This is a genomic window from Hyella patelloides LEGE 07179, assembly GCF_900659865.1.
GTDB classification, from domain to species: Bacteria; Cyanobacteriota; Cyanobacteriia; order Cyanobacteriales; family Xenococcaceae; genus Hyella; species Hyella patelloides.
Genome location: NZ_LR213980.1, coordinates 1 through 12,183 on the forward strand (window position 1 = coordinate 1; position 12,183 = coordinate 12,183).

Annotated in this window: 9 protein-coding genes and 1 pseudogene; 2 read left to right on the top strand and 8 right to left on the bottom strand. The window is 38.5% G+C overall.

All coding sequences use genetic code 11. The annotated features are described in order from the left end of the window. The 5 genes and pseudogenes from H1P_RS24615 to H1P_RS24635 all read right to left on the bottom strand — a co-directional run. Positions 1-966 (bottom strand): aspartate aminotransferase (locus tag H1P_RS24615; protein ID WP_144872310.1); only part of this gene is annotated, 966 nt, incomplete at its 3' end. Positions 967-1,319: 353 nt separating this feature from the next. Continuing rightward, positions 1,320-1,985: an SDR family oxidoreductase gene (locus H1P_RS24620; protein WP_144872312.1), complete on the bottom strand. Its 666-nt coding sequence runs from the start codon at positions 1,983-1,985 to the stop codon at positions 1,320-1,322. A gap of 53 nt (positions 1,986-2,038) precedes the next feature. After that, complete coding sequence (gene cydB / locus H1P_RS24625) at positions 2,039-3,055, bottom strand: cytochrome d ubiquinol oxidase subunit II (protein WP_144872326.1); 1,017 nt, start codon at positions 3,053-3,055, stop codon at positions 2,039-2,041. Positions 3,056-3,414: 359 nt separating this feature from the next. After that, positions 3,415-4,842 (bottom strand): annotated as a pseudogene (locus tag H1P_RS24630) (cytochrome ubiquinol oxidase subunit I). Positions 4,843-5,334: 492 nt separating this feature from the next. Next, entirely contained in the window at positions 5,335-7,095 is a 1,761-nt protein-coding gene (locus H1P_RS24635) for a GAF domain-containing protein (protein WP_144872314.1), read from the bottom strand. A 117-nt stretch (positions 7,096-7,212) separates the two neighbouring features. Here H1P_RS24635 and H1P_RS24640 point away from each other — a divergent pair, with 117 nt between their 5' ends. Further along, positions 7,213-7,791: a GNAT family N-acetyltransferase gene (locus tag H1P_RS24640; RefSeq protein ID WP_144872316.1), complete on the top strand. Its 579-nt coding sequence runs from the start codon at positions 7,213-7,215 to the stop codon at positions 7,789-7,791. Positions 7,792-7,867: 76 nt separating this feature from the next. Then, entirely contained in the window at positions 7,868-8,302 is a 435-nt protein-coding gene (locus H1P_RS24645) for a low molecular weight phosphatase family protein (RefSeq protein WP_144872318.1), read from the top strand. 773 nt (positions 8,303-9,075) lie between these two features. Here the strand turns inward: H1P_RS24645 and H1P_RS24650 are convergent. The 3 genes from H1P_RS24650 to ndk all read right to left on the bottom strand — a co-directional run bounded on the left by H1P_RS24650 (position 9,076) and on the right by ndk (position 11,901). After that, entirely contained in the window at positions 9,076-9,693 is a 618-nt protein-coding gene (locus tag H1P_RS24650; protein ID WP_144872320.1) for a 50S ribosomal protein L25/general stress protein Ctc, read from the bottom strand. Positions 9,694-9,813: 120 nt separating this feature from the next. Beyond that, positions 9,814-11,151 carry an adenylosuccinate synthase gene (locus tag H1P_RS24655; RefSeq protein WP_144872322.1) on the bottom strand — a complete coding sequence of 446 codons (1,338 nt, stop codon included), beginning with the start codon at positions 11,149-11,151 and terminating at the stop codon, positions 9,814-9,816. Between the two features lie 300 nt (positions 11,152-11,451). Beyond that, on the bottom strand, positions 11,452-11,901 hold the full coding sequence (gene ndk / locus H1P_RS24660) for a nucleoside-diphosphate kinase (protein WP_144872324.1): 450 nt from the start codon (positions 11,899-11,901) through the stop codon (positions 11,452-11,454). Between the last annotated feature and the right edge of the window lie 282 nt (positions 11,902-12,183).

The following is a 12,183-nucleotide window of genomic DNA, read 5'->3' on the forward strand; positions in this document are numbered from 1 at the left end:
GGGGGGGATTTTCCAGCCTAATTCGGCTAAACCTTTAATCAGAAAATCTCTTCTGGTGCTATAACGTGTTTGTACTTCTTGGATGTATTTATCGGGTAAGTGGAGGGCGGTTTCGGCTGCTTTTTGAATGGTGGCAAAAATACCGTAATCTAAGTTGGTTTTAAGGGTTCGTAAACCTTGAATAATATCAGAGTTACCGACTACAAAGCCTACACGCCAACCTGCCATATTGTAGGTTTTAGAGAGAGTGTGAAATTCTACCCCAATTTCTTTTGCGCCAGGAATTTCTAGCAAGCTAGTAGGTTGATAATTATCAAAAGCTAATTCGGCATAACAAAGATCGTGAACTAGCATGATTTCATAGTGACGGGCAAAAGCAACTGCTTCTTCAAAAAATTCTCTTGGTGCGGTGGCGGTAGTAGGATTGTTGGGATAGTTAAAGTAAAGAATTTTGGCTTGTTGGGCTGCTTTTTCAGGAATACTGCTGAAGTCAATCAACCAATTTTGTTCTGCTGTTAAATTGATGTTGTGTATCACACCCCCCGCAATTAAAGGACCTCGAAAATGGGCAGGATAAGAAGGAGAGGGAACTAAAACCACATCACCAGGATTGACGTAAGCTAATGCTAAATGACCCAAACCTTCTTTAGAACCGATTAAAGGTAAAGCTTCGCTGTCTGGGTCTAATTTGACGTTATAACAACGCTCGTACCAATCGGTAATGGCTGAACGGAAAGTTGCAGTGCCTTCAAAGGGGGGATAACCGTGGTTTTTGGGATTGGCTAGAGCAGCGATCGCTGCTTCAATAACGGGTTGAGGTGCAGCCCCATCAGGATTTCCCATTCCTAAATCAATTAAGTCTAGCCCTTGTTCTCTGGCACGGGCTTTCAGTTCATCGAGACGGGCAAATACGTAGGGTGGTAAAGCACTTAAGCGATCGGCGCGACTAATCCAGTTTAAACTCATCTTCACAGCTAACAGTTTACGTAGCCTCTCATTTTATCTCAAGGAATATGTAATCAGAAATGAATAAGGAGTAATCAACAATTTTGAGGATTAGATCGCAATTGCCGATCTGCATTCATTGGCACTGTGGAATCTCGCCTTCAGTAAGGAACTTAGCGATCGCACTTGGAGTTTCTCTCAGAAGAAAAAAAAGAGCCACCTACAAGATGGGTATGTAGTGGTAGCTCTTTCAAACCTAAACTCTCCAATAATTACTTAGGTAGAATCTCTGAGTTTTATGCATTTTTAACATTTCTTAACATTTTTGTCTTGCCAACAGAACACGATTAAGATGATTTTTGATTTCTGACTTCTTACCAGGGCAAAATTTCCCCATTAGAATGCCAAAAATTACCAGTATTGTCTAAATTTAATTCCTCGATTCGCTGAAGTAATCCTGTTACTGATTGTTGGGGCGTAATACCCGATTGATTAAAGTTAGTCATGCGTGTTTGCACTAAACCAGGATGGAGAATTGCCACAGCAATCCCTTGAGATTTCAAATCGTGAGATAATGATTTCCCTGCCATAGAAAGGGCAACTTTAGACATTCGATAACCATAGGAACTACCAGAGGTGTTATCTTCAATAGAACCCATACGGCTGGTCATAAGAATAACTTTTGAACCCTTAGTTAAATTAGGTAGTAAAGCTTTAGTAATCCGTAAAGCTCCTAGAGCATTAACTTCAAATTGTTGTTTGATACTATCAAAATCTAAATTGTCGAGAGTAACGCGCTTTAAAATACCTGCATTATTAATTAAAACATCAATTTTTTGGTTACTTAGAGTTTTTGCCAAAGCGGTAACTGATTCATCAGAAGTGATATCAATACCTTCTTGAATTGTAATATCTAACTCTTTTAATTCTTGAGAAGCATTACGGCATAAGGCAATAACCTCATCGCCACGACTTTTAAGTTGACGGCAATATTCTAAACCAATACCTCGATTTGCCCCTGTAATCAAATAACTTGCCATAAATAATTAGTTGCTGAATTGTAATTACTCACTAGGAAATAGTATCACTCAGATTAATATTCATTTTCACTAGCACTGACAACTTTACCTCTAAAGACAACATATTGATAAATATTATATGCCAGCATAATTGGAATTAAAAACCCAATAAAAATAATCATGAAGACTAAAGAGCTAGGACTGGCAGCAGCTTGATAAATAGTGATTTCTGTGGGTATAATATAAGGAAAAACAACTAAGCCTAAACCAAAGAAAGATAAAAAGAATAACAATAAAGTCCAGACAAAAGGCTGTCTTTCTTTTTTTAAAGTAATACTTCTCCAAAGTAAACTAATAATTAAAGTACCTAACAAGGGAATAAAAGCAAAAATGAACACTAAAGGCTCACTAAATAAACGAGTTCTAGCACTTTCATAAAAAATAGGTGTAGTAATAGTCAGATAAACTGCACCAATAAAAGTTGTCACCGCAGAAATTTTTGCTGTCAGATAATGGGTATTTTGTAGCTCTCCTTCTGTTTTCATGATGAGATAGGTAGAGCCAATCAAAACATAGCCTTGAATTAGAGTCAGGGCAGTAAGGAGCGATCGCAATGTCAGCCAATCCCAAGTACCACCAATAAATTGACCAGCTTCATCTACGGCAATTCCTTGTAAGATAGCACCTAATGCAAAACCTTGTCCTAAAGCAGCAGCAAAACTCCCGCCAGCAAAGGCTAAATTCCAAAATATTTTATTGTTAGCGTGTTCTCTAAATTCAAAAGCTACTGCACGAAAAATTAAGCCAAAGATCATTACCATGACTGGAATATACAAAGCTTGGAGAATTGTGCCATAAGCTAAGGGAAAAGCCCCAAACAAAGCACCTCCCATGAGTACTAGCCAAGTTTCATTGGCATCCCAGACATTATTCAGGCTTGTCATTAGCATCCCTCTTCTTTCTTCAGTCGAAGAGGTAATCGAAAGAATTCCCACACCTAAATCAAAGCCATCAAGCATGACATACAAAAATAAGAATAATGCCAAGATCGTAAACCACACCTGGGGTAAAAAATATTCTAAAGATTCCATGAGTTTGTTAGTCCCGTCAAGCGGGATCGAGATAGTTGGTGGTTGGTGGTTAGTGGTTAGTTGCTCGTTGCTTGTTGCTTTTTGCTTGTTGTTAGTGGCTAGTAGATAGTTAGTATTTATCACTTAAAAAACTTGCTATCTGTTACCACGCCCTTCGGGCTAAAGTAATAAGTAATAAGTGGTTTAAAGCCTCCTGCCATTTATGGCGCGAAAATAGAGAAATATAATTCAATAATTGAATCCTCGCTCCTTCTCCTCAGAGGTAATGACGAGTTACTCGTTACTTATTACTTATTACTCGTGAATCTATTGTTCATTTTTCCTTTTTCTTTGTTCCTTAAAAGAACAATCACTGTTCACTATTCACTGGTAACAGGGCGACTATCAGGAATGTGTTTTGCCGGTGTTGCTTTAGCTTCTTGTTCTGGGATTGGTAAGCCAAAATTAGGCCCTTCTTTGATGATTCTGCTACCGAAGTAAAGAGCAGAAATAAACAAAATGCTGTAAACAATCGCAAAAGTAGTTAAGGAGGTTAAAACGTTGCTAGCAGGTAATTGAGACACTGTATCTACAGTGCGAATTTCTCCGTATACAGTCCAGGGTTGTCTACCGACACACCGCACAATCCAGCCTGATTCGACAGCAATGTAACCCAGAGGAGCAGAAAATAACCAAGCTTTAAGTAACCAAGATTGTTGGGTAATGTTTTCTGAAGATAGTTTGCCTCTGAGCCATTGTAAAACAGTGATTGCCATCAAACCAGCCAATAAAAAGCCGATCGCAATCATAATTCTAAAGGCATAATAGATTAAACCAATTTGGTGAGGGCGATCTTCTGGTGCATATTCTTTTAAGCCCAAGACTGGTTCAGATAATTTGGGTTTAATTTCGAGAATATAGCTTAATAGCCCAGGAATACTTATTTCCCAGTTATTTTGCTCTGCTTTGTCATTGGGAATAGCGATCGCACTCCAAGAAGGGGATTCTCCTGCGGGAATGGTTTTCCATTGGGCTTCCATTGCAGCTAATTTGGTGGGTTGATGGTGATAAACTTGTTCTCCGCTTAAATGTCCGATGTAGAGTTGTAGGGGAGTAACAGCGATCGCAACTGCCAAAACAATTTTCAGTGATAAAGCAAAAAATTTCTGATGGCGTTTTTGCAGAATATACCAAGCACTGATACCACCAATGACAAACAAAGAAGTTTCCAAAGTGGCAAAGAACATATGCAACACGCTATTAACCATGAAGGGATTAAAAATAGCCTGGAAATAATCGCTAACGATGAAATTCCCTTGAACAAATTCTCCTCCTGCAGGGGTCTGTAACCAAGAATTCGCGCTTAAAATCCAGAAAATAGAGAGATTTGCACCTAGAGCTACCATAATAGTCGCTAAATAGTGCATCACAGGCGGTACTCATTCCCAACCAAAAAGCATGATGCCTAAAAAACCCGCCTCTAGCATAAATGCCATAGAAGCTTCAAAGCCTAAAACACTCCCAAAAAAGTCGCCTACTGCTTGGGAAAAAGGAGCCCAATTAGTTCCAAATTGAAACTCCATGGGGATTCCTGAAGCGACTCCAATGCCAAAGTTAAGTACATAAAGTTTTGACCAAAAGCGAGCGTGATAGTAATAGTCTGGGTTTTTCGTTTTTAGCCATAAGCCCTCTACGACTATCAAATAAATAGCCATTCCTGTAGTTAAAACAGGCCACAACATATGAAAGATGGCAGTTAGAGCGAATTGTAGACGTGACAATACGACGACATCTTGTAAAAATGACACGATTACTATATTGCTGATAACTCAAACAGTTTGTAAATAAAGCTTCTAGTTATTAGCTATATTACTATATTATCATATAATGAAGCTAGCAAATTTAATACTGTAAAGAAGTTTTTTGTTAACCATAATGGTTCGGGAAATGTTTAATCTAGAGCTTGAAAGCCTTGACTTTACGTCATAGATAGAGCGAGTTGAGGTGGCTAGAACCCTTATTTTTCGTTGTCGGCAAAAAACTGTCCAGAGTATTGCAACCAAATACTTGCAATTTAAGATTGATTTTAGAGTCGATTGGTAATCCGCAAAATTGGGCTAAGTAAGCAAATTTATTTGTCTATTTTTGATAGTTCTCTTTTTTCTTCTCTCAGGCATGAGCGTTGGCGATTCCGATAGAACATCCCCAGAGTCTCACTGCTATTCCTTTGCACCCAAAACCTATTTGTCTCAAAGACACGAGTTTATTTGGCACGAGTATCTATGAGTAATCAGCGATCTTTAAGAATCGACCATTGATAAAGAATAACAGCAAAAATCTGGCTTTATACCTTTTAATTTGACGTATTGTGCTTTAGTCTCTTTTCTATCTGCTTTTTCTAGGCAATTAAACACTGTTTCCGACAAAAGAATACTGTTGGGGCTGGCAATCTGTTGCAGTCTAGCAGCAATATTAACTACTTTGCCGATCGCAGTATAGTCTTTGCGTTGCTTACCGCCAAACATCCCGACTACTGCTCTACCCTGGTGAATACCACAACGTAATTGTAGATCGGCAATTTCTCCTGCTTGCCAAACTCCTTTGGCTCGCCATTTGCGATTGATCGGTAATAAATAATGTTGCATAGTCTTAGCAGTAGCGATCGCTCTTCGAGCTTGTTGGCAAAGAGGTAATTCTTCTGGCGCACCAAAAAGAGCCATTACACCATCTCCCACAAATTTATCAACTGTTCCTGAATGGTCAAATATCGCCTGAGTCATCGCTTCTAAATACTCATTAAGTAACTCCGACAAGATATCGACTTCTAATTGGCTAGATAGTTTTGTAAAGCCTACTAAATCACAAAACAAGACTGTAATTAAATGGGGTTCTGGGCTTAAATCTAAAGTAAGCATTCCTGTCGCTGCTTGGTTGGCGATTACTTCTGGTAAAAAACGTTTTAAAATCGATTCTGTAAGATAATTATTCAGTTCTTTAACTTTGTTTTCGCTTACTTGTAGCTGAATAGCCTGTCTTCTGCTCGTTTCGTAAAGTCTTGATTGGTTTACAGCGATCGCTGCTTGAGAAGCTACAGCTTTAGCTAATTCAATTTCGGAACTGCGCCAATGGCGAGAATTATTGGTTTCTCGTAGAGTAATACTACCCATAATCTCTCCATCAAAGATTAAAGGTACGATTAATAAAGCTCTTGACTGAGAACGCCAAGGAAGATCGAATCTCGCCAAATCTTGCTCTTGTTGTAAATCAGATAAACAAACAGGCTCTCGATCTTTAATTAACCTCTGCAATAAAGGATTATCAGCAATAGGTACTAACGAAATAGTAGATCGTTGCCAATTTTTAGTTTCTTGAGGAATAATGAGACTTTCATCAGATTTATATAGCCCCACACAGAGCATATAGCGATCGTTTTTTGTCCAAAGAGACAAGGAGCAACCATCTACCTCTAAAGTTGTTCCTAATTCGGTCACAATGGCATTATAAATAGCTTGGGGTTCTAAACTAGAGCGAATCACCGCCGTAATTCGATTCAAAGTTACTTCTCTTTGAGCCAAAGCTTTCATATCTTCGTAAGCATAGGTTTGAGAAATTGCTAACCCTGCTTGAGCAGCCATCATCATCGCTAATCCCACATCTTCTTGTTGCCAGATTCGAGGCTTTTGACAAGAATATAAGCTGATGTAAGCTTGGAAATTATGTTGACAAGTTAAAGGGACTGCCAAAACAGAACATACTTTTCCTTGATGGTGAGTAAAATTAGACTGATATTTTTCTTGCCACTGGCGATCTGTATTGATATCGTTGACTACTAAAACACTCTCTGTATCTAGAGCAATTTGTTTAAAAAACTCGTAATCCTTACTGCTAAAAATTTCTGCCGATTTATACGTAATAAAATGTTGTCGTTCTTGGTTTAAAGGATTAATTGTGAGTAAAATAGCCAGATCGACGCTAAACACCCTACCAATAGTGTCCACGATGTTTTGGCAAACCGTCTTATGAGACAAATTATTAAATTGTTCCCACAAAACTTTTGGCATTACAAGCTTCACTGGTGACTACAACTTTTTCTATTGTTCCCAGACACAACATAAAAATGCATCATGGAAAATAAAGAATTACAATAATTGGGACAATCTTGCAATCTGTCTTGCTTAATGCCTTTCTCCTCGACGAACCATTGTCATACCACACCTCAAAAACAACCTTTGATTCGGAATGCTAAAATCTCAGATGTCTCAGAACTTGCAGAAACCATCGTTTCCAGTTTCTATGACTATTCGGGTATTCTAAGCTGGTTGTATCCCTTACTACAGTTTACTGTTGGTGAAGATTTACGTTATCGTTTGCGCTCTAATTCTGCGCTGTATCGATGTTTAGTCGCAACTACCAATGGCGATCGCAATAAATACCCAATTGCGGGAACAGTCGAAATTGCTTTAAAAGCTTCTTTTTGGTCTTCAGAGCCTCAATACCCTTATATCTCTAATTTAGCTGTTAAAAATGCCTATCGTCGTCAGGGGGTTGCCAGACAACTCTTGACCAAATGCGAACAAATAGCTCGTAGTTGGGGTTATGATACCATTGAACTTCACGTACTAAGCCATAATCATTCTGCTAAACAACTTTATCTTAATATTGGTTATCAAATAATTAAAAAAGAAACTCATTGGAATGGATTTTTGAAATCCAACTCTTACCGCTTACTTTTACGGAAAAAAATATTTTCTAATTGAATTAAGATCGTAGTAAGACAATTAAAATGTTACGATTCAGGGTACATTAATTGCACCATATAGAGTTAACTCGGTCATGGATTCTCAGTTTGACGACATTTTAAAACAAATACAATCGCAAAAACTTTTAGTCGTCAACCCTCGTCGCAAAAATGGTTTAATAGTCTATAAGAAATATCACGCCGAATTTGTGGGTCCTGGTGCTATTGTCGGAGGTCAATTTGATGCCAATGCTCTGGCTGTAACTGCTGTGGGAAAACTGTCTTTAATGGTTCCTCAAACTTCCGAACAGCGAAGACAAGCTTATAAAATGCGGAGACAATGGGTCAAACTCACCAAACAAATTACAGATAATCCTGTACCTACAGAACGAGCCAGGGTAATACTCAATCAGTTTGAACATTGGTTTGATACAGATACAGTAGCCCAATTACCAGATGAAGCCTTTGCTTTGTTGGTAGGAGTTTTACCCCAAACAATTCGTAAGGTTAGATATAGTGAGCTATTTTAACTACCTCAATAGTTATCGCTCTCTTCTAAAGACAATAACGGGTAGGCGATGCCAACTCCTTAGTAATGCAAAATTACACATACACATTAAGACATTATGTTTAGTGCATTGCCGTGTCTTGGCTCTTCTCCTCCGAAGCACCTTTCACGTCTAAGAAAAATGAAACTCAAAAGCCCTAAACAATAGATAGGTCAAGCGATCTATCTACCTATACTACGAATAATTAGGTTGACCTACCTATCAAAAATTTTACCAGTTACTAATCATCGGTTAGTGCAAGTTCGATACAAGATTTTTCTAATTGATTCTAAGAAACAAAAAAAAATAAATAGAGATTCAAAGCAGTAAATACACTATTTTTTATGCTGATAACTAATAACTAGTAACTAATAACTAATAACTAATAACTAATAAAGGAGCGAAGCTCCTAGCTATAAGCGCGATTGCTATAAGCGCGATTGCCAATCAAACAGGGTAGACGACCTACTCGATTGTAGACAACGCAAAGGCGTAATCGTCTTGAACTCAGTAGCGTGATTGTTGGAAGAGCCGTCAACACTCGCTGTGGAATAGCGCAACAGCCTTGCAGGAGGGTTTCCCGACCCAGAGGACTGTTGTAAGACAGCTTCTTAACCAGAAGCATCGGGAAGCATTCCCTTGCGCCTTACGGCGACGCGGGGTCTTCCCTCATTTCCTCCCGTCAAGTACAAAGCTATTAGCAAGTGAGCTATTAGCAAGCGAGCTATTAGCTTTAAGAAGATAACTGATAACTATTAAGCGTCTGCTTCTGTTTGTACTATAGTTTCTTCTTCTTCTGCACTAGTTTCAGTAGCCATTTTCGCAGGAGCAACAATAGAAAATACAGTTTGCTCAGAATCATCTAAAACAGTTACGCCTTCTGGTAAGACTAGATCGCCTACGCTGAGATTAGTACCAATACCAAAACTAGAAATATTAATTTCAATAGACTGAGGAATATTTTTCGGAGTACAACTAATATTCAATTCGGTAATATTCTGCTCTAAAATTCCGCCTTCTTTGATCCCTACTGATTCTCCCGTGATTTCGAGAGGTACAACTAAGTTAGTAGTTTGACCTTCTGGAACACAGAAAAAGCTGAGATGATAGAGAGTTCTTTTCCAAGGATGAGCTTGTACTTCTCTAATTAATGCTTTGCCACTCCAAGAAATATCAGAAATATTGAGATCGACCAAAGTATTATTGACTGCTGCTTTTCTCAGTAACATTTGGGCTTCTTTAGCTGGCATAGTTAGAGAAACGGATTCTGCTCCTTTATGTCCGTATAAAGCAGCAGGAATTAAACCTTCACGACGTAAGGCTTTGGGTTTGCTTCCTTCTGGTCTAGTTTTGCATTCAACAGTAATAGTCATAGTTATTTACTCAGTAGTTAAGAAAATAAATGGTATAAATTTAACAACAAAAAATTTGGGGAAAGTCTGCAAAAGTTAAGTTAAAAAACTTTCCGCGCTTTTGGCTATAAAAGGAAATCACTAATTGCTGGTAACAGGCGCACCATTTGCGTCTAGCAAAGCTCTTTTGGGTCCGTGAATGGGGTCTTCGACAATAATAGTTTGGTCGCGACTAGGGCCGAGAGAGACGATTGCAATGGGAACTTCCATTAATTCTGCAAGAAACTTTAAATAGTTTAATGCTTCTGATGGTAAGTCTTCTAATGTCTGACAATCGGTGGTATCTTGTTGCCAACCAGGTAATGTTTTATACACTGATTTGCAGTGGGCAAATTCTCCTACATTGCTCGGAAAATGATGACACATTTTACCATCAATTTCATAAGCCACACAGACTTTGATTTCTTCTAAAGTGTCTAAAACATCTAATTTGGTGATGGCTAAACAGTCTAAACCATTAATGCGTACTGCATAACGACCAATCACCGCATCAAACCAACCACAGCGACGACGGCGACCAGTAGTGGTGCCAAATTCTGCACCGCGATTACCGAGAATTTCTCCAATTTCTCCAACTAATTCTGTAGGAAAAGGTCCTTCTCCAACACGGGTAGTATAAGCTTTGGCAACTCCAATAACGCGATCGATAATTGTGGGACCAATACCTGCACCAACACAAGCACCTCCCGCTATGGGGTTAGAAGAAGTTACATAAGGATACGTACCGTGATCTAAGTCGAGTAATGTACCTTGCGCTCCTTCAAAGAGAATATTTTTTTTCTCTTGTACCGCTTGGTATACCTTGAGAGAGCTATCTATTACATGGGGACGTAAATATTCTGCGTATTCCAGATACTCTGTGATTACTTCCTCTGAATCTAAAGGAGGTAAATTATATAGTTTTTCTAAAATTACGTTTTTATAATTGATTGTCCATTCTAGTTTCTCTCTCAGACGAGTGGAGTCCATTAAATCTAAAACTCTAATTCCCGTCCTTTCCGATTTATCAGCATAAGTAGGGCCAATTCCTCGCCCTGTTGTCCCGATTTTATAGTTTCCTCTTCGCTCTTCTGATGCCCGATCTATCGAGCGATGATAGGGCATAGTTACATGAGCAGTTTGGGAAATTTTGAGATTATCAACCGAAACTTTGAGTGCTTTTAATTGCTCGATTTCTTCGATCACTACTTGAGGATCGATGACTGTTCCCGAACCGATGATACATTCTTTATCTGGATATAAAATACCAGAAGGAATCAAATGCAGTTTAAAAGTTTGTCCATCAACGACAACTGTATGACCTGCATTAACTCCACCTTGAGAGCGTACCACTACGTCCGCCGAGCGACTCAGTAAATCGGTTATCTTGCCTTTTCCTTCGTCACCCCATTGGGCTCCGATAACGATAACGTTAGCCAAAGGTTTATTAAAGTTACAGTTTACACAAACTATTATTATGGTTCTTTTTTATTTGTGATGTCAAGCAAATTTTTAGGGAGAAATGCTTATACCAAGTCAAATAATGCTTGCAACAGATGATTGTTATGTAAGTGCAAACTACTGTTCACCCTGATAAGATGTGTCAATTCTTTTTTCAATTTGGTACTAGTATTAGTATTAGCTAGTGGCTAAGAGCTTTCACACATATTATTTCACACATATTAAAAGGGCAAAGCATAGCTTGCCCCTAAAATTGCTATTTTAAAATCAAATACTTAATCATTCGTATAACCAGGAACTAGCAGCAGGTTGCCAACTTACTAATTCATCCTCTCCGAACCAAAGAGCAATTTCAGTTTTAGCAGTTTCAATGGCATCGGAACCATGAATGAGGTTACGACCAATACTAATGCCAAAATCACCGCGAATTGTACCAGGTGCAGCAGTTAAAGGGTTGGTTGCACCAATGAGTGTTCTTGCGCCAGAAACTACACCCTCGCCTTCCCATACCATTGCTACTACAGGAGAGGAGGTAATAAAATCAACCAGGCTGCTAAAAAAGGGTCGTTCTTTATGTACATCGTAATGTTTTTCTGCTAGTTCACGGGGTACTGCCATAAATTTCATTCCCACAAGGGTAAAGCCTTTGGTTTCAAAACGTTTAATAACTTCCCCTGCTAGGTTGCGTTGTACCCCATCGGGTTTAATCATAATAAAAGTGCGTTCCATAGTTAACTCCCAATAAATTAATTTACGAAGTCCGAGCAGATTCTTTTTTTTCAGGCGAAATAACTCAGATAAATTGTCACAAATCCCAGATTAACAGTTATCCGTTACCAGTGAACAGTTATACCCAAGGATTAATAATTGCTTAAATCTGCTCAAAAAAATCATCACTTCCTATTCTTTCTAGCTCTGGTGAAACTCTAATACCCCGACAGCCAATATTGATAAAGTTTTTGGTGATTATTTTTAGTGAAAGTCTCATGTTTGAGTTTATTTGTGTATTGG

Excerpts from the sequence above, each read along its gene's own strand:
- H1P_RS24620 (WP_144872312.1), bottom strand. The coding sequence starts at position 1,985 with ATGGCAAGTTATTTGATTACAGGGGCAAATCGAGGTATTGGTTTAGAA.
- cydB (WP_144872326.1), bottom strand. The coding sequence starts at position 3,055 with ATGGAATCTTTAGAATATTTTTTACCCCAGGTGTGGTTTACGATCTTG.
- H1P_RS24635 (WP_144872314.1), bottom strand. The coding sequence starts at position 7,095 with ATGCCAAAAGTTTTGTGGGAACAATTTAATAATTTGTCTCATAAGACG.
- H1P_RS24640 (WP_144872316.1), top strand. The coding sequence starts at position 7,213 with ATGCCTTTCTCCTCGACGAACCATTGTCATACCACACCTCAAAAACAA.
- H1P_RS24645 (WP_144872318.1), top strand. The coding sequence starts at position 7,868 with ATGGATTCTCAGTTTGACGACATTTTAAAACAAATACAATCGCAAAAA.
- H1P_RS24650 (WP_144872320.1), bottom strand. The coding sequence starts at position 9,693 with ATGACTATTACTGTTGAATGCAAAACTAGACCAGAAGGAAGCAAACCC.
- ndk (WP_144872324.1), bottom strand. The coding sequence starts at position 11,901 with ATGGAACGCACTTTTATTATGATTAAACCCGATGGGGTACAACGCAAC.